14 protein-coding genes and 2 pseudogenes are annotated in these 18,690 nt (G+C 36.1%); 4 read left to right on the plus strand and 12 right to left on the minus strand.

Annotation, left to right across the window (positions count from 1 at the left end):
• Nucleotides 1-217: 217 nt before the first annotated feature.
• Nucleotides 218-1,599, plus strand: a pseudogene (locus tag LC087_RS12015) (IS6 family transposase).
• 423 nt (nucleotides 1,600-2,022) lie between these two features.
• On the opposite strand, the gene LC087_RS12020 reads toward LC087_RS12015, so the two are convergent.
• The 6 genes and pseudogenes from LC087_RS12020 to LC087_RS12045 form a co-directional block, all read right to left on the minus strand.
• A complete protein-coding gene (locus LC087_RS12020; protein WP_226543069.1) occupies nucleotides 2,023-6,822 on the minus strand; it encodes an alpha-amylase family glycosyl hydrolase in 4,800 nt (1,599 codons plus the stop codon).
• A 786-nt stretch (nucleotides 6,823-7,608) separates the two neighbouring features.
• Nucleotides 7,609-8,214: a DedA family protein gene (locus LC087_RS12025; protein WP_226543068.1), complete on the minus strand. Its 606-nt coding sequence runs from the start codon at nucleotides 8,212-8,214 to the stop codon at nucleotides 7,609-7,611.
• A 349-nt stretch (nucleotides 8,215-8,563) separates the two neighbouring features.
• Nucleotides 8,564-9,874 (minus strand): annotated as a pseudogene (locus LC087_RS12030) (hemolysin family protein).
• 361 nt (nucleotides 9,875-10,235) lie between these two features.
• Nucleotides 10,236-10,457 (minus strand): hypothetical protein, encoded by a 222-nt coding sequence (locus LC087_RS12035; RefSeq protein WP_226543065.1) that lies wholly within the window; start codon nucleotides 10,455-10,457, stop codon nucleotides 10,236-10,238.
• Nucleotides 10,433-10,651: a hypothetical protein gene (locus LC087_RS12040; RefSeq protein ID WP_226543062.1), complete on the minus strand. Its 219-nt coding sequence runs from the start codon at nucleotides 10,649-10,651 to the stop codon at nucleotides 10,433-10,435. Before LC087_RS12040 ends, LC087_RS12035 begins: the two co-directional genes overlap by 25 nt.
• A 675-nt stretch (nucleotides 10,652-11,326) precedes the next feature.
• Nucleotides 11,327-11,680 (minus strand): single-stranded DNA-binding protein, encoded by a 354-nt coding sequence (locus LC087_RS12045; RefSeq protein ID WP_226543060.1) that lies wholly within the window; start codon nucleotides 11,678-11,680, stop codon nucleotides 11,327-11,329.
• Between the two features lie 413 nt (nucleotides 11,681-12,093).
• On the opposite strand from LC087_RS12045, the gene LC087_RS12050 reads away from it, so the two are divergent.
• The 3 genes from LC087_RS12050 (at nucleotide 12,094) to LC087_RS12060 (ending at nucleotide 13,962) form a co-directional block, all read left to right on the plus strand.
• The gene (locus LC087_RS12050; protein ID WP_226543058.1) at nucleotides 12,094-12,543 is read left to right on the plus strand and encodes a YwpF-like family protein; all 450 of its coding nucleotides are present in this window, start codon (nucleotides 12,094-12,096) and stop codon (nucleotides 12,541-12,543) included.
• Between the two features lie 403 nt (nucleotides 12,544-12,946).
• On the plus strand, nucleotides 12,947-13,666 hold the full coding sequence (locus LC087_RS12055) for an alpha/beta fold hydrolase (RefSeq protein ID WP_226543054.1): 720 nt from the start codon (nucleotides 12,947-12,949) through the stop codon (nucleotides 13,664-13,666).
• A gap of 59 nt (nucleotides 13,667-13,725) precedes the next feature.
• Nucleotides 13,726-13,962: a hypothetical protein gene (locus LC087_RS12060; RefSeq protein WP_226543052.1), complete on the plus strand. Its 237-nt coding sequence runs from the start codon at nucleotides 13,726-13,728 to the stop codon at nucleotides 13,960-13,962.
• 128 nt (nucleotides 13,963-14,090) lie between these two features.
• On the opposite strand, the gene fabZ is transcribed toward LC087_RS12060, so the two are convergent.
• From fabZ to spoIIID, 6 genes are all read right to left on the minus strand, one after another.
• Nucleotides 14,091-14,519 carry a 3-hydroxyacyl-ACP dehydratase FabZ gene (gene fabZ / locus LC087_RS12065; RefSeq protein ID WP_226543050.1) on the minus strand — a complete coding sequence of 143 codons (429 nt, stop codon included), beginning with the start codon at nucleotides 14,517-14,519 and terminating at the stop codon, nucleotides 14,091-14,093.
• 12 nt (nucleotides 14,520-14,531) lie between these two features.
• The gene (locus tag LC087_RS12070; RefSeq protein WP_306019609.1) at nucleotides 14,532-14,810 is read right to left on the minus strand and encodes a DNA-directed RNA polymerase subunit beta; all 279 of its coding nucleotides are present in this window, start codon (nucleotides 14,808-14,810) and stop codon (nucleotides 14,532-14,534) included.
• 18 nt (nucleotides 14,811-14,828) lie between these two features.
• Nucleotides 14,829-15,626, minus strand: coding sequence for a flagellar hook-basal body protein (locus LC087_RS12075; protein WP_226543046.1), 798 nt, complete (start codon nucleotides 15,624-15,626; stop codon nucleotides 14,829-14,831).
• 11 nt (nucleotides 15,627-15,637) lie between these two features.
• On the minus strand, nucleotides 15,638-16,450 hold the full coding sequence (locus LC087_RS12080; protein ID WP_226543044.1) for a flagellar hook-basal body protein: 813 nt from the start codon (nucleotides 16,448-16,450) through the stop codon (nucleotides 15,638-15,640).
• A 396-nt stretch (nucleotides 16,451-16,846) separates the two neighbouring features.
• Nucleotides 16,847-17,848 (minus strand): rod shape-determining protein, encoded by a 1,002-nt coding sequence (locus LC087_RS12085; protein ID WP_226543041.1) that lies wholly within the window; start codon nucleotides 17,846-17,848, stop codon nucleotides 16,847-16,849.
• A gap of 367 nt (nucleotides 17,849-18,215) precedes the next feature.
• Nucleotides 18,216-18,479: a sporulation transcriptional regulator SpoIIID gene (gene spoIIID / locus LC087_RS12090; RefSeq protein ID WP_226543039.1), complete on the minus strand. Its 264-nt coding sequence runs from the start codon at nucleotides 18,477-18,479 to the stop codon at nucleotides 18,216-18,218.
• Nucleotides 18,480-18,690: the final 211 nt, after the last annotated feature.

Raw genomic sequence — 18,690 nt, forward strand, 5'->3', positions numbered from 1 at the left:
TTTCCCCCTTCAAATCTAGCGTACTGTCAAAAGTTTTATAGTAAAAAGCGTTAAAACACTTGATTTAAAAGCTTTTAAACAAAAAAACTTGTCACCCCCCTAAAATCTAAGGATAATTGAGGTTACCACAACACCCAAAAACCTAGATAAGGAAGTGACAAGTTGTACCCCTCAAATTATAACCTATTTACTTGTATTAATAAAATATCAAGATCAAATGATTCGGACACTGTTAACCTTGTTGCTTGGTAAAAGTGTGTTTGAAAAGTCTACTGAAAAACCCGTTAATAAACCCTACCGTAAGCTTCAAGTGGATCACTTACCGATTGTTGAGATTCCAGAAAAGCTGGACTTTAATCAACTGTTAGCGGAGCACCTTGAATCAAAAGGAAAACCTTTAAAACCCGTTAAAAGGCGTTCTGGTAAACCGATTCCTTCTTCTATTCAATGTCCAAAGTGTGGTGCACCATCGTCGTATTTGTATGCGAATAATGGTGATAAAGGACAGTATCAATGTAAGGTGTGTTCCTGTCTTTTCAGTGAGAAAAATCGATATTTGAAAGAAGCGATTTTCAAGTGCCCTCACTGCATGAAATCCCTTGAAAAGATTAAAGAAAGAACCGATTTTAATGTGTGGAAGTGTCGACATAACCACTGTTCTTATTATCAAAAGAAAATCAAGGCCATGACATCAAAAGAGAAAAAACAGTTCAAAGAAGATCCTCATGATTTTAAGGTTCGTTATATTTTCAGAGAGTTCACCCTTGATTTTAAGCCTTTATCTAAACAATCACCTCAAAAGCCCAAGGTTGATTTATCAAGGCTTTACGTGTCTCCACATACACTCGGACTTATTTTGACCTATCACGTCAATTATGGTCTTTCTGCGCGCAAAACGGCTGCGCTCATGAAAGACATTCATGGGGTATCGATCTCTCACCAAAGCATTTTAAACTACGAAAATAGCGTTGCTTTATGGCTTAAACCTTATGTGGATCATTATCCTTATGGCTCTCAGACCAATTTTGCGGTGATGAAACGTATATTCGTGTCAATGGTCGCTGGCACTATCTTTTTTTCTTTTTCGATGCCGTCAAAAAGGTGATTCTTTCTTACCCTGTTTCGCCTAATCGGGATACAACAGCTGCCATCCAGGCCATCGATGAAGTCTTACTTAAGATGAAGAAAATACCCGAAGATCTCACGTTCATTGTTGATGGAAACCCGATCTATTTACTGGCTCAGCATTTCTTTTCCCAACATCACATTTCCTTTGATATCAAGCAAGTCATTGGGTTAACGAATGAAGATGAAGTATCAAGAGAATTCCGTCCTCTTAAGCAAATCATTGAGAGACTCAATCGAACGTTTAAAAGCAATTATCGGTCGACACATGGATTTGGCTCTGAACAGGGATCGGTTTCTTATGTTACTTTGTTTGTGGCCTACTTTAACTTTCTAAGACCACATTCTGCTTTAGAAGGAAAAGTACCGGTCATCATCAAAGACTTAGAAAAGCTTCCAAACATGCCGGCTAAATGGACCAAGCTGATTGAGTTGTCTCAACAATGGGTCATTGATCAGTCCCAAACAGCCTAACTTTTTGTTTTGCAGAGCCCTTTTCGCAATAGGCGTAGCGAACTCTTGACAAACCAAAGGAAGAAAAAGGTTATAATTGGTTGTCGTCAAGGGCTATTTGGTATGCCTACTTTTTGTCCCCTTCGCCCTTTGACACCTGTCATCCAACCTTTTTCGACTGTTTGTCAAGAGCGATTGCGATTATAGAGAGCTTCACAATCCCAAAAAGTCTTTAAAATGTTTTTTTCATAGATCTTTTGACACTACCAAATCTAGGATGTTATAGGTTAATTCTCCTATTTTAACACCCTCTTTATCTTGTAAAACACTTCAAATTGTAAATTGTAAATATATTAGAAGTTTTTTACCCTTTTTTTACTATACCAAACTGTGGAACTTTATTTCAATCTATTTCCTAAAGTAAACTTTACAATTCTATTACACCTATCGACGAGATTTATAAACTCTAATTGAAACTCCTAATCCTATTAAAACTACGGCTAGCAATAACAATGAATATAGGTTCGTAGCCGTATTTGGAAGTTTCCCCTCACCGCTTTTATTATTAGATGAGTTCGTATTAGCGTCTTCTTTTCCTAAATTGTTGTTAGCTGTTTTTGAATCCGTTTCGTTTTCTTTACTGGAATCTTTTTCAGAATCTGCATCTTTATCATTTTCGTCCGTATCGCTGTTTTCATTACCTGAACTGGAATCTGGTTCAGTGTCTTCTGAATTCGAATCACTATCTCCATTATCTGACCCATTTCCTTCTCCCTCAGAGCCAGCATCTTCATCATCCGAATTTGAGCCTTCATTTTCTGCATCTGATCCTGTATCATCTTGAGCAGTTTTCACAATGGTATAAGTATAAGTTTTTGTATTCTTTTCAATGGCTCCACCATCGTTCTTAAAGATCGTGGATTTACTTTCTTCACTAGGCTCAATCGTAACCTCGATATGATTTTCTCCATCCTGTAATTGAACATCGTGAGAGAAGGTCATATCTTCATTAATAGGTACAGGTTCTCCTGCTATCGTTAATATGCCTTCTTTAATGGCATTTCCTTTGAATGTTATCGAATCAGATGAGACTTCCTCCCCATTAATAGGTTCATCGATTACCACAGGTTGATCAATCCAACGTAAAATTCGATCATCGATGACCATTTTGTTGTTGCCTTGGTTCACTACGGTAACCGTTAAGTCTGTTCCTGGAGCACCGTATCCATAGTAGCTTACGTCATCGTCTTCACTGTTGTCTGGTGTATGGTCTGCTAAACCTTCATGATCCCATGAACCGTTTCTTACATATTTATACGTAATTTGCGTTCCCTCTTGCACCTCTACTGTATAAGCCCAATCATGAGACACATTGCCCCCACGTGACATTTCCCAGGCACCTGTACTCCACCCATTGATACTATTTGGAATGGTGATTTGCGCATCTAGAGGTGTATACTTTGGTGCATTCACATTGAACGTAACTTCCACCATCACAATGTCTGGCGTCACTTTTATACTATTTGACTCAACCTTATTACCACCTTGGTCATACACAACCACTTTATATTGATATTCCGTTCCGTTTTTCACTGCCAAATCTTTATAGGCGTTTTTATTTACGTCTATGAATGTATCCAGCAGCTCTTCATTACGATAGATGGCGATCATATAGAGGTCTATGGGATCTTTTATCGACCAAGATAAGTTTACTTGTCCAGATTCTTGTATTGGCTGCTCTAAAATCACGCTACTAGCCGGTTTTTCTGTATCCGACCGGTCTTTTTCCATGATTACTTTTTTTGTTTCACTTGTGATCCAATTCCGACCAGCATCAGAAGAGATTGATAGACGATAATCATACGTCGTTGCTTCTAAAGGTAAGAAAGATGCTTCAAAAATATGATCTCCTAGATGAGAAGCCTCGTAATCTACCCAGTTATCAGCATTTTCTTGCTTCACTTGAAGTTTAGCTTGGATTCCTTGTCGTTCAGTATTTGATCCATCCAAATATAATTTTCCTTGAACCACAATTTGTTTTGATAAATCAATCGTTCGCTTTCCAAGGTCTGTTACATTTTCAATCGTTGCATTAGTTAAATCGATATGAGGAATCACTGCGTCTTTTAAATATGTTTTCTCCGATCGATTGCCTTCTTTATCAATAGCCACAACCGCATAATAGTATTTACGTCCATTTTCTAAATCATTAATGGTCATTTGATTGGTAGTTGATGTGGCAACTTGCTTGTAAAAGGCTCCTGCAATATTCGTTTGATAAATCGCGTAGCTTTCTGCATCCCCATTCCAAGATAGCGTAACCTCTGATTCTCCTTCTGTCACCATTATATCTTTAACTGGTCTAACTTGCGCTGGAAGCTGACTTGCGATCAGCATTTGCCCAGACATAGCTGATATATTTAGTTCAACTTGATCATTCCTAGAAGTTACTTTTACATTTGATAGTTGATCTTGAAACTCTACACCGTTAGGCAAGACGTCTTCAATGTCTACTTTTACCGTTTGGTCATTTTGTCCTCTGTTTATCGCTATTAATGAGGCTTTTTTATCATTCGTACGTGCAAACACCATCACATCATCTTTTGCATAAACGTGGTGCAAATCACCGTAAGCAAACAAATCTTGATGATCTGTTCTCACTTTTCCAATCTTTTTGTAATGATCAATTAGCTCTTGATCTTCTTTTCCCCAAGGATACGTACGCCTGTCATCTGGATCGGCTGAACCCGTCACTCCTGCTTCGTCTCCATAATAAATTGTTGGTGCCCCTGGGTAGCCCATTTGTATCATAGATGCTAGCTTTAATCGGTTTTTTCCTAATTCATAATTATAGTTGGGATCGAATTCCGCACGATCATACGTACTTGTGCCTCCTCCTAAAAGAAATACAGCTCTTGGCGTATCATGAGACCCTAGTAAATTCATCAAGGCATAATAAGCTTCTTTCGGATAATCTTCTTGTACTGCTAAAAGATCTGCTTCATGTTGTGCCGCATTGCCATTCTTTAAAAAATCTAACACCGCTCTTTCAAAACGATAATTCATAACAGAGTCATACTGATCCCCTAAGAAATATTTCGAAGCATCATCCCATATCTCTCCTAAAATTAACGGTTTTTCTCCTTTTTGAAGAGTCGGACCCGCTCCTTCTATTTCATCTGCTTTCATTTCATCTCGGAACACTCTCCAAAACTGTGGATCCACTTCATTGGCTACATCTAAACGCCAACCAGATCCTCCGTCAAAGATCCATGATTTTGCAACTGAATCCTCTTCTTTAAAAATATAATTAACGAGCTGATCATTGTTATATTCACTATCATAATCAACATTATCTCCGGCTACCGATTTAAACTCTGGTAAACTATCAAAGCCCCACCAAGCTTGATATTCATAATGCTCGGTACCATCTTCTTCCTTCACTTTGTTGTTATCAATATTAAACCAATTATGAAAGCCGTACTCACTAAACCCTTGTCCTTCATTTATAAACTGTTTCGTTACTTTTTCTGTTGCTTCTTCTTCCGATAAACCTTCCTCGTTCATTAAATCATAGATGGCTGACCAGTATTCGTACGCTCCAACTGTGTCATATTTTTTATAACGATCGAAATAAATCGAGTCATCCGCCACATGATTAAATACCCCATCTAAAATTAAGTACATGCCTCTCTCTTCTAGTTCTTTTGTAAACGCTTTAAACTCTTCAGGTGTCCCAAACATGGGATCAACTATTTTATAATCCGTCGCATCATACTTATGATTAGAGGCCGCTTTTGCAATAGGATTTAAATAAAGTGTATTAACCCCTAACGATTGTAAGTAATCAAGTTTGTCAAGAATGCCTGCGATATCTCCACCAAAGAAATCATTCGACCATTGTCCATCTCCCTCATAACCAGCAGAATCTTTCATACGTGGATTATCCGGTAATTCTCCCCACTCTTTATCTTCAATTGGTTGCTTCCCTCGTGCATACTCTTTTGCTTCATCATTCTTTTCATTCCCATTATAGAAGCGATCCGGGAAAATTTGATACACAACCGCTTCCTTCATCCAATCAGGCGTTTGATAAGCTGGATCATAAACCGTGAGCTGGAATGTTCCTGCATTCGCGTCGACCGCACGACCAATAGATCCTTCCCCACTATCTTCTCCGTATTCCGCTATCACATTTCCGTCCATTGCAATAAACTTATATCCATATAATCCTTTTTGTTCTGGTGTAAAAGTATATTCCCAAAATTCTAGTTCTCCTTTTCCTTCTACTTCTGTCCATCCAGCATAATCCATATTATATGTTAAAGAGTTTCCAGATGTTGAATCCTTAAGGTAAAGGTTTGCCGCAGTTAAATCCCCTTTTTCAGCTGCTAAACGAAGCGTCACTTCTTCTCCAGCAGGAATCGCTCCGAATGGACTTCTGTAAGCTTTATTCCATGTATCATGGTAAAGAAGTTCCTTATTAATAGAGGCACTCTCCTTTCCTGAATCCGACTTTCCGCTTGTTGTGACGGTTTTCGCATTATGGTCGTAAGTAAAAGTTATTTCGGAATCTTCTTCTACAGTCAATTTATAATTTTCTTCAGGATACGCTTCAGTATCATCCCACGTATCCCCTAAAACAATTTTAAATTGATATTCTCCAACTGGGACCATTGTGGAAAACTCATATATTTGATTATATGTAGAATCCTTCAAAAAGGCAGTTGATTCAGATAGAGACCATTCTCCTCCCTCCCCAATAATAGGCTGAAGGTTCCCAACAAGCCTAGGCTGTTTTTCAGTTTCAATTGGTTGATATTTTGTCGAGTCTGTAATCGCATTCGTCCCATCATGATAGTAGAACGTTACCTCCGTATCTTCACTAATTTCTAATTCTATGTTTCTTCCATTAAAACCTCCTTCCCCGTAATTTTCATCCCAGTTTCCACCAATCGCAACTTTATACACATAGCTTCCAGCAGGTAGGTCTCCGGTTAATTGATAAAACCCATCACCCTGATAAATCATTTGAGTCATTTTTGCTGCCGGGTCCCATTCACCCGAATGTCCTAACTCATCTTGAAGATCTCCAACTAAAACGACTCGTCTTTCAGCTAGAGTATCCGCTTTGTTTGAAGGGGATTGTTCAGCAAAAACAGATATAATCGGATGTGCAAACGTTTGCAAAAGTAAGCATACAATAGCTATAAATGAAAATAATCTTAACTTATTCTTTCTCACAAAGATTCCTCCTCTATATATCGTTTGGAAAATCGAGAATATTAAAAATTTGTTTATAATCTGTAAATCTCCTCCTCTCCCTTTTTTTGCGCAAACGCTTGCAAAAAAATATTAAGAAAACGTTTACATTCATATCAAATTAATATTGTCACAATCTAGTTTAAATTTCAAGAGACTTTTTGTCCGTTGGATATTTATAGAAGAGGCTATATTGGGTTCTAAGAATAAAAATAACGCAATTGATTCTTACTATAGATAGCATTAATAGGATGTTAGGTGAACACTATTCATTAGCATGGATGTTTCGAGGATAATATACTGTTACATTTTATTGTTTTTTCTAAATTGGGCTATATGGATCATAATTACAGGCTTTGATTTGAGATTTGCGATGTTTGCCTGTTGATATATAATAGAATAAAAAGACTCCTATCGATTTCTTATATTTTGTAAAGTTGACACCATAGGATGTCATAGCATTATTGACCGGATTATCTAACCCTTCATCATATTTCAACCCGTTATTTTTGTTACAAGAAGTTGTTCAAAAAGTCATGAAAAATTGCTGTCGAATAACTTTGTTGTCTCGCTATTCCACTCCTCATGTACAGAGAACGTACACTGTGGTGCTCATAGCTTCGTCGCCTCGTTCTACTCGGCCCTTTTCCCCCTACTTTTTGAACACGCACTACAACGGTTTTACATGGAAGTAAAAACTCCTGATTATAAAGAAAATTAGGCAGAAACTTTCTTGTGATTTTATGAACAACTTTGATAATCATTGAACTACTTTCGTTTCTTTCTCCTATATATAAAAACAATAAAAACAACTACCAGAATTAGTGAAAAGTAAATTATTTTTGAGTATGCTTCCATATAAACGATAACTATCTCCCAAGAAGATCCCAAAAAAGCCCCTAAACAAACAAGAACGGTATTCCAAATGAGAGTGCCTAACGTTGTTAACACTAGAAAAATAACCATATTCATGTTTGACATTCCTGCAGGAATAGAAATGAGACTTCTTATGAGGGGAACAAATCGACAGAAAAACACTGCCCATGGCCCGTATCGATCAAACCAACTATCTGCTTTGTAAATGTCATTCTTAGTAAGACGTAGGAAGCTGCCCCATCTTTCAATTACTTTCTCCAATCTCTCTACATCTAACTGCCTCCCCACTCCATAAAGAGCTAACGCTCCAATTACAGATCCTACAGTAGAAGATAACACAACACCTACCACTCCTAGTTCAGAAGTAGTAGTTATGAATCCTCCAAAAGTTAAAATGACTTCTGAAGGAATAGGAGGGAAAATATTTTCTAGTGCTATTAAAAATAATATACCAAAATAGCCGTATTCATTAATGATATTTATTAACCAATTCTCCATAGTAGGCTCCTCAAAAATTATATTATCTATAATACCCTTCGTATTTTAGAAGCACTATTAACTTGAGTCAATTTCACAATTACTTTCTATGAGCTTAAATGCGAATATAACTGAAACTTTAATCTGTTTCATTACAGAAAAAAAGAACATAAATTTAGGCTTATTTTGTTCGTGATTTTTGTTTTTGAGTTATGAAATTGATTCACTTATTGGTTACAATCTAAAATCTATGACTAGTGTAGTTAGTTTCTTTTTAAGTGAATTATTAGATGGGCTTCACTGTCCTTCCTTTGAGTACGAAATATAAGGTTCCCCAGTTTTTCTTTCAAAACTACTAGCACCTATTCTATTACTGACGGTTTAGGGATTCTTCTTTTGTTAATTTTTGAATCTCAACCAGTTTAATTTGATGTGCATTCTTAACAGCAACTTTAAATTCATATTCGTCTATTACAACAGATTCCCCTTCTTGTATACTATAATTTTGCATCATTATCCAGCCACTAATGGTATCTACATTCTCAGAACTAATGTCTAATCCGAACAAATCATTTACTTCTTCAATTAACATTTTGCCATCAACAATTTTATGCTGTTCACTTAAATGACGAACAGATGGTTGTTCATCCTCATCATATTCATCACGGATTTCTCCCACTATTTCTTCTAAAATGTCTTCTAATGTGACAATCCCAGATGTACCTCCGTATTCATCATAAAGTACCGCGAGAGGAATTTGTTTTTTTTGCATTTCTACAAGCAAATCATGAATTAAGATTGTTTCTATTACTTCTATGACAGGACGAATATAGGATTGCTCATCATTCCTAACCCCCTGCACAAAAGGAATAATTAAATCTTTGAGATTAATCATACCAATAATGTCATCTTTATCTGTGCCAAAAACAGGGTATCTTGTATATTTTTCCTTTCCAATAACCGCCATCTTTGTTTCAAAGGTATCGTCAACATATAGCCCCACAACTTCTGTTCTAGGTACCATTATTTCTTTAGCAGTACGATTGTCAAATTCAAATATGTTCTCTACATATTTATATTCTGATTGATTAATTTGACCACTTTTATAACTATCGGATAAAATTAAACGAACTCTTCTTCTGAGTGTACAACTTCATGTTCTGACGCTGGCTTCATCCCAAACAGTCCAACTAATAAACGGGCTGATCCATTTAAAATCCAGATAAACGGATATGCCAACTTATAAAACCAAATTAGTGGCTGAGCAAATAATAATACAACTCGCTCTGCTTTTTGAATAGCAACAGTTTTCGGTGCTAGTTCCCCCACAACTACGTGTAAAAATGTAACAAACGAAAATGCAAGAATAAACGAAACTGTGCTCGCTGCTGAATTAGAAAAATTCCAGCTTTTAAATAATGGCTCTAACAAATGATGTACCGTAGGTTCCCCAAGCCATCCCAGTCCAAGTGCTGTTACCGTAATACCAAGTTGACATGCCGATAAATACTCGTCTAAGTTTGATACTACTTTTTTAGCTGCCAGTGAACCACGTCTTTTTTTCTGCAACAAGTTGATCAATACGTGTACCTCTAACTTTTACCATGGAAAATTCAGATGCCACGAAAAATCCTGTAAGTCCAATTAAAACCGCAATTAAAATTAAATTAAATATCTCCAAATAATACTCTTAGTTCGTTGAACTAAGAGCTTCACCTCCTGTAAAACTATATATATTTAAATTTTCTCATTACCCGCATCAATTTCATAACTCGAAAAATAAACAAAAACACGAACGATATATTCAAATAAGTGTATCTATGTTCTTATTTTCCATAATAAAATTGATTCATATTAATTACTTGTCAGTCAAAAGTTTGACACTATACATAACGCAACCTTTGCAATAATATAATTAATAAGAGACATTTCTTCTCCTGCCTCTTACTTTTTATTATACTTTATCTATGAACTTACGGTAAAGTTCGTCCGCTATCTCATGTATAGATACAATATTCTGCAGTGCTTATAACAAAAGTTTTTTATTTTTGAGTAGGATACGGTTTTCCTGCTTCACGATAGGCACTCTTCTTTTCTTCATCAGTAAAATCTCCAACTTCAAATAAAGCATCAATTACTGCTTCTGACTGATATTCTTTTATAGATTTTACAAGTTTTTTGAAGATATTTTGTTTAAGTTCATTTTTCCCTTTACTTTCTGCTTCTCGACGTATTTTTTCTAATTCTCTTGCCACGACAGACATATTTTGAAAAACATCCCATATTTTTCTTCCGCATCTTTACTTAAGAATCCACTTACCAATACGTAAATCATCCCTGATAACTGAGCTTTCAACGAATGATCAGGTAATTCCTGAAAGCTTTTAATAATATAATAGGCGTCGTTTCCAATATCTTGTTTTTTCTTATTATACAAAGGAACATAAACTAATTCCATTCTTTCTTTAGCATTTTAAATTGTCCCTGAATCTTTCCTTATCTTATCTAATATTTTTTGGTAGTTTTTCTTATTATATTACATCTCAAAGATGATGTTATTAATTAATCACTAAAAAGCAACAACATTTTGAAAAAACAAAGATGCTGACAATAAATGCTCTAGAGGATGAACATTTAATATTGTCAGCTACATTGCGAAGGATTTTGGAGTCAATTTTTGATTTTTTATATTAAAAGAGGTTGTTCAAAAAGTCCTAGGATGGCCAAGCATTATCGTTAGTCACAGGACGTGGGTGAACTTAGCCTGTGTTCCTTTAATTCACCACCTCGTTCTTGTCTAGCTTCAGCCCTTACATCGGAGACGCCTAAAGGATTTAGGTGGATCTACGTTAGTCACAGGACGTGACTGTTCTTAGTAGATCTTTAGAAATAGTCAAACATTTAGTGAAGGTAAAGAACACCTTCACGTTATGTTCGCCTTATACTGGTCGGCGATGCACACGATGTGCTAGCATCATCGTTAGCCGCAGGACGCGGCTGTTCTTAGATGATGGACTTACAAAGAGCTTCAGCTTTTCTATTCAACGTCCCTTTTTCCCTACATTTTGAACATGCACTAAAAGGATTACGTGGATAAGAGACATTCAATAAAAAACTTTGGATTACATTTTTATTATTCTGCTAATTCTTTCGAGGATTGTTGATGATTTGGCGAGCTCATAAAGCGAACAGATTCAGCGACTACTTCTGTTACGTACACTTTTTTACCTTCCGCATTTTGATAATTGCGTGTTTGAATTCTTCCTGTCACCCCTATAACAGATGCTTTTTGACAATAGTTCGCCGTATTTTCAGCCGTTCTCCCCCAAACTGTACAATTCACAAAGTCGCTTTCAATAATACCGGCATGACTGCGGAACGATCGACTAACAGCTAAGTTCATATTGACAACAGCTTTCCCTTCGGGGGTATACCTTAAATCAGGGTCTCTCGTCAATCTTCCAACTAATATCACTTCATTAATCAAATGATTTTCCTACTGAAAGCATGAACGGACCTTACTTGGACACCACCGTAAATACCGTCTCAGTAGCCCCTCCTTCCTATATAAAAATGGCGCTTTTCCATACAAATTTTTTTATTATCCCCCTCTCTTATTTGTATAATCTAAGTATATTGGGTAGCATCTCATTTGAAAAACGACGAAAATTATATTTTTTTGTTCTATTTCTTAGGAAAATGGAAAATTTCCTCTATAGAAAAGAGATATTTCTAAAGGTAATAAAGCAATAATCGACAGTATTTAATTATTTTCAACATTTTCTTCCGTATTATCGAGCATATGGAGATATATGTTATAATTTTAGGCATAGTGAATAGGGTTATCAGGATTTTTACTTAGTTCTATATTAATTTAATGAAGAAAGTGAGGGTTTTTGATTGAAAACATTTAAGCTTGTCGGTCTAAAAACAGTTAGAAAAAACAATGAGAATAGTTTAGAAGAGCTTCCATTAGCAGATGGATTAGTCATTAATAAAGAAGATGGTGAAAATTCTTGGATGGTAGAGGCCTTGCTCTCTAAAAATTACCGATATTTTTTTGAAAAAGCTCAACAAACTGGGGAAGAAATACGCATTTATGTCACCATCACGAAGAAAAGTAATAAACCAGCTCAAATAATGGCAAAGGTTCAGAAAATCACAACACTCTCCGAACATGTCTCTGTACTATTGGAAGGAAGAATGCTTACTGGACGTAATGAAATAGACTCCGAAAAGCTACTAAGCGACTTAATTGTAAAGGGATATGCAGGTGACCAGTTATTAACTGCTTTTAAGAAGGAATTTAACAATAGAAAGAAACTCCTTACCGTTGAAAATAAAGATTAATTGGTTTTCCAATGGGCCGTCACCTTTTACATAGAAAGGCTGTGGAACCAATGAGATCACTATCAAAATTTGGAAAAGTAAATTTGTTTATCGGAGTGTTTTTTACTATACTTGGGGGCTTTCTAGTAATATCAGAATTGAAAGAAAACTCTTTCAAACTAACTCAAAGTTCAGGGGTTGCGATTATACTAGGCGGCATAGCCATATTAATATCCACTAGTTGGTTGAAAAAAGATGATGACGACTAGATTTAGGAGAAAGATTGGGTGCTTATTATAAGTTGGTCATGATTAGTTAAAAGGAAAAATGAATGAAAAGTAGAAGAAGGACTAGATGAAATCTTCACCAATAAAGAGATATTAAAGTATGCACATAAATACAAATATATAGGGGTGGCGGTTTTATGATTTTACATACAGAAATAGTTGGAGATGGAGAGACTATTGTTTTTCTTCATACTGGGTTACAGACAGGATTGACTGATTTTGAATCCCAAAGGAACTACTTTTCTCAAAACTATCAGGTAATAGTTCCTGATTTAAGAGGCCATGGTAAGTCCAGTCATGATGACGTATCTAATTTCTATTATGACTCTGCAAACGACCTTTTAGAAACATTTACCTATTTAAACATAGAATCTGCACACATTGTTGGCTGTTCTTTAGGGGCCGTAGTTGGGTTACTTTTTGCTAAAACGAATCCTCAAAAGGTAAAAACGTTAACCCTATCTGGTTTAACGGCTGAAAAACCTTCAAACTGGGCCGAATTACATCAAGAGTCTGTAAAACACCAATCGGAGCTCGTAAGGAATGATGAAATAGTCACTTATTTTAATCAACTTCATGGAGAAGGATGGCAGAGGTTTATCGAAATGGGGAAAGACGAGAACTTCTATCCTTTTGATGAAACTAGGGATCTAACAAACTTACAGATGACTACCTTATTTATGGTTGGAGAAGGTCTAGAAAGTGAGAGAATAGGAGCAATTCTTTATCCAAAATTGAATAAAAACGTCCATGTCTCTATCATCCCTTTTGCCTCGCATTTAGTTCATACAGAGCAACCTGAACTGTACACCAATGTACTTGAGGCTTTTCTCGACTCTAATATGAAAACCGGATGAAATAACATTTCCATTTTGGAAGGAGGGATATTATCAAAAAATATGGATTTATCTCGATTTTGATCTTCTTAATGTCCTTGTTGGTTTATGCTAGTGAATTCTTTACTGATGAGGATCTATTTCCAGGTCCTTTGTTAATGTTTTCAGTGACAATTTTACCTGTTATTGGTTTAGTTGCCTCTCTAAAAAGTAAAGGAATCATAAAAGTCATTGGTATTATTGGAAATTCTTTTATTCTTGTTTGGGCAGTCATTCTCCCAACCATCGTAACCACATTTTTTTGGAATCAACCGTAAACTATATATAGATAAAATTTTTTTTTAAACAAAGTACAGTCTCTTCATATACAGAATTGGATCATATGTATTTATTCTATCTTTTTTTCCCAAAAAAAGAATGGCAAGAGCCTTTTCACCATTCTCCTCTATACATCTTTTAAGGCAAACGTTATTTCGGCTTCACAGGCCACTTCTCCGTTCACTGTGGCAGTTCCTTTTCCTTTACCTATAGCGCCTCTTGCTCGTGTAATTTCCACTTCTAAACGTAGTTGATCTCCCGGCTTGACCTCTCGTTTAAAACGACAGTTGTCGATTCCAGCAAAAAAGCCAATTTTCCCTTTGTTTTCATCCTTTTTCAACATGACCACTGCTCCAACTTGAGCGAGTGCTTCAACCATTAATACTCCTGGCATAACGGGATATTCAGGGAAATGTCCTGGGAAAAAGGGTTCATTCATTGTCACATTTTTAATACCAACCGCTTTTTTTCCTTCTTCAAATTCGATTATTTGATCTACCAATAAAAAAGGATAACGATGAGGAATAATCTCTTTAATTTGTTGTATATCGAACATTTTTTACCACCTTTACTCATCCGTTTCTTTTTGAACTAAATCTACGATATGCCGCCATGTAGAAGCTTTAAAAACATTTTTAGGTTCACCATCACCGATTACACCGTATCCAATCATTGCCCCAGTAACGGCGGCAAGCGCCATGAATACAAGAACGAGAACGATTCGAAACCAAATCGGGATGAGACGGATACGAATTCTTTTTGGTTTTTTCTTTTTATTCGTCTTCGTCTTCTCTTTTCGTTTAACTCGTGTATCATTCTTTTCTTTCGTAATTGGTTCAGCCACCATATTTAAAACTCCTTCTTACTATCTCACCGAATTTATTAGCCCTAACATTTGGTCACCTATTGTAATGGATTTTGCATTGAGCTGGTATGCTCGTTGAGTGACCATCATATCTGTCATTTCTTTTGTCATATCAACATTTGAGCTTTCGAGAGCTCCTGGTTGAACTTTCACTTCGTTTCTCTCTAAATAGGTTACCACATTTATAATCTCTTGGTCACCTATATTTTTTAAGGAATATAGATTATTTCCTTCCTTTGTCAGTAGTTGTGGCTGATCCAATTGTACGATTCCTAACTGATTTTGCAGGTCATTTTCAGATACGATAGTCCCCTGTTCTGTAATCGTGAGCCCATGATTATTTTCATCAATGATGATAGGATTGTTGTCATCTCCTAGTACAGGGTGCCCATTTGCAGTCGCTAACATAAATTGATTATTCTTTGTTTCAGAAAGATAAAGCGACCCATCTCGCGTATAGTGCACCTCACCATCCACCAAAACTTGCAAAAAATGTTCTGGAGATGTAAAAGCAAAATCTAGTTCTCTTCCTGTCATCTTCAAGGATCCTTGCTGAAAATTCAGTTGACTTATCGCCTTTGCTCCAACACCAGAACGAATTCCATATTCGGTCATTCGCCCTACTTCTTCACTTTCCTCTGGTCCATTATTCATTTGTTGTCTAACAAGTTCAGAAAAAGTAGTAGTTGTACTTTTGTACCCATTTGTATCGGTATTCGCTAAATTGTTACTTATTGAATCTAATTGCGTTTGAAGTTGTCCCATCGTATTTGTTGCGGTAATCATTGACCTAAGCATTTAGCTTCCCCCTATCTTAACCGACCAATTTCATTTACTGCCTTATCCATGCTTTTATCGTAAGCTTGTACTACCTTTTGATTGGCCTCAAACGTTCGGTACGCTGTTAACATTTCAGTATAAGATGTTTGAACATCAACATTCGACCCTTCTATGAAACCTTGATTCAATGTGTAGCTTACGTCTGCAACATTAGCTAAAGGTAAAGTTTCCTCATTATTTATACGATATAAATCATTACCTTCCTTTACTAAAGTCGATTCATCCTCTGCAACATAAACTCCGATACTTCCTACCTCTTGACCATTCACTATAATTTGCCCATTTGTATTTATTTGATAATCATGATTTTGAATGACCAATTCGTTTCCTTCAGATGAAAGGACAGCACTATTATGTAACGTTAAAACACCTTGATCATTAATAGTAAAGTTCCCATTTCTCGTATATTTAATATCCCCTTGTTCATCCTTAACGGCAAACAATAATACTCCTTGCTCCATATTGTCTTGCATAATAGCAACATCACTCTTTATGCTAGTTTCTCTCAAATCCCCTTGTACAAAAGAAGGAATAAATTCTTGTACATAAACACCTGTATTGAGGTTTCCAATTGGCTTGCGAGTAGTATATTTCATCGAGGAATCAGCAGGAAGTTCTTCAGATTTATTGAGTGATATGAGCATTTCTGGAAAGGATCGCATGGTGGATTGATCTGCTTTATAACCAGTTGTATTAGCGTTGGCAATATTATTCGAGAGCATTTCCGTTCTCCTTTGCTGCGCTAACATTCCTGAAGTTGCTGTGTAAAAGCCACGAAACATTTTTAAATCCTCCTTACAAAAATTTGTCCATTCGGCGCACACGCCTCCGGGATTGAATGAATCAACATTGCCACAGAACGTGTGATGACCTGAACGTGACTAGCGCGGTCGTTGCCACAAGACGTGACTGTATTTAGTTGATGTACTTTTTATTCGCTTGAGGTCCTTCTTACTTATTGTGGCTTAAAAGGTGTTAACGACTCTCTTCAACAACCAGTTTTAAACACACAACCTTTCAAAAACACTTTCTACTTTTATCGGTTCATTTTAACCTAATCTTGAGCTAAATATTATGAAAAATGGACCGATAATTAAACTATGTGAAACGAATACAATTAATTAGTATGAAAAAAGGCAATCTCACATGTGTTAAGACATATGGATCACCCGTCAGTTTTATCCTAATTTACGCTTCGCTAGCTTGTCAATATTCTCTAGCATGATTCCGGTTCCAATTGCTACGCATTGCATTGGATCATCAGCAACAATTACAGGAATCTTTAATTCGTCAGTTAAGAGTTGGTCTAATCCATGTAACAAAGCACCGCCACCTGTTAAAATAACGCCCTTATCGATAATATCTGCTGATAATTCTGGTGGAGTTCGTTCTAAAACGCCTTTTGCTGCTTGTACAATTAAAGCTACTGATTCTCTTAACGCTTTTTCAATTTCTTCAGAATTTACTGATATAGTTCTTGGTAAGCCTGTCACCATATCTCGGCCGCGAATGTCAATCGATTCATCTCTTCCACCAGGGAAAACAGTGGCTACCTTCACTTTAATATCTTCAGATGTACGTTCACCAATTAAAAGCTTGTACTCTTTTTTAATGTAATTTAAGATCTCATTATCCAATTTATTTCCAGCCATTTTTATAGAGGTTGAAGTAACAATATCTCCTAAGGACAATACAGCAACATCAGTAGTACCTCCGCCAATATCAATGACCATATTCCCGCTCGGCTGAATAATATCCAACCCAGCCCCTATAGCTGCTACTTTAGGTTCATCTTCTAAGAAAACTTGCTTTCCACCACTTTTTTCCGCCGCCTCTTTTATTGCCTTTTGTTCAACAGATGTAATATTGGTAGGACAGCAAATTAACATCTTCGGTTTTGATAAAACACCTTTAACATTAAGCTTGTTAATAAAATGCTTTAACATTGCTTCAGTTACTTCAAAATCCGCAATAACTCCATCTTTTAAAGGGCGTATTGCCACAATATTACCAGGAGTTCTTCCGACCATACGACGAGCTTCCTCACCAACAGCCTTCACTTTTCCAGTGTTTTTATCAATTGCAACTACAGAAGGTTCGTTTAAGACAATCCCCTTACCCTTTACATGTATAAGCACATTTGCCGTACCTAAGTCAATGCCAATATCCCTAGCAAACATCTTCTTATCCTCCTTAAATAGTTCGAAAACAAGTTATAGCCAATAAAAAATTATATCATATATTGCTAGACTATGTAAGTTTTTGTCGTTGACTTTCTATATATTTATGGGAGTTAAATTGCATATATTTCTAAAATAGAACTCAACATAAAACAGCGTGAACACAGCAGAACTTTTTACAGACAAGACTTAAACTCGTTTTTGAATTTATTGGGATTTTATTTTTAGATTTGTGTATTTGTACTATCAATGCATTATAACGACATAAATACTTGGCCTTTCAGAGAAGGTAAACAAGCATTTCACATGACAGTATCTAAATAAAAATAGGATATAAAAAGAACCGGTCATTAACCGATTCTTTTTTTTACTTTTTCAAGATTTCTTCTTTTTTGTATTTCATCTTAGTTGCTTCTCCACCTCTTAGATGACGAATGGACTTATGATAATCCAAAATCTCCTTCACTTCAATGGCTAACTCAGGATTAATTTCAGGCAATCTTTCTGTTAAGTCTTTATGAACGGTACTCTTGGAAACTCCAAATTCTTTCGCAATTACGCGAACGGTCTTTTTCGTCTCCACGATATATTTCCCTATCTTGATAGTACGCTCTTTGATGTAATCGTGCACACTACTCTACCTCCCTAATATGGATGTGAGAAGTGTGAAATGAGACTCGCATAGAAAGGGTATGTTAATAAATCCATCGAATTATTGGGTGTTTTACTAATGTAATCATGTTTATGATAGATCTTCACGATCTCTCACCTCATACACTCTCTTTGTTGGTTTGTAACATTTTATTAGCTTGGTTGAAGATATATGCTACAAAAGTCAAGAG

The sequence above is a fragment of the Bacillus carboniphilus genome (genome assembly GCF_020524035.2).
GTDB lineage: Bacteria > Bacillota > Bacilli > Bacillales > JAIVKR01 > Bacillus_CC.

Coding starts and splice junctions, on each gene's coding strand:
- LC087_RS12040 (WP_226543062.1), bottom strand. CDS start 10,651: ATGGAATTAGTTTATGTTCCTTTGTATAATAAGAAAAAACAAGATATT.
- LC087_RS12075 (WP_226543046.1), bottom strand. CDS start 15,626: ATGCTTAGGTCAATGATTACCGCAACAAATACGATGGGACAACTTCAA.
- fabZ (WP_226543050.1), bottom strand. CDS start 14,519: ATGTTCGATATACAACAAATTAAAGAGATTATTCCTCATCGTTATCCT.
- LC087_RS12035 (WP_226543065.1), bottom strand. CDS start 10,457: ATGTCTGTCGTGGCAAGAGAATTAGAAAAAATACGTCGAGAAGCAGAA.
- LC087_RS12080 (WP_226543044.1), bottom strand. CDS start 16,450: ATGTTTCGTGGCTTTTACACAGCAACTTCAGGAATGTTAGCGCAGCAA.
- LC087_RS12055 (WP_226543054.1), top strand. CDS start 12,947: ATGATTTTACATACAGAAATAGTTGGAGATGGAGAGACTATTGTTTTT.
- LC087_RS12025 (WP_226543068.1), bottom strand. CDS start 8,214: ATGGAGAATTGGTTAATAAATATCATTAATGAATACGGCTATTTTGGT.
- LC087_RS12085 (WP_226543041.1), bottom strand. CDS start 17,848: ATGTTTGCTAGGGATATTGGCATTGACTTAGGTACGGCAAATGTGCTT.
- LC087_RS12070 (WP_306019609.1), bottom strand. CDS start 14,810: ATGGTGGCTGAACCAATTACGAAAGAAAAGAATGATACACGAGTTAAA.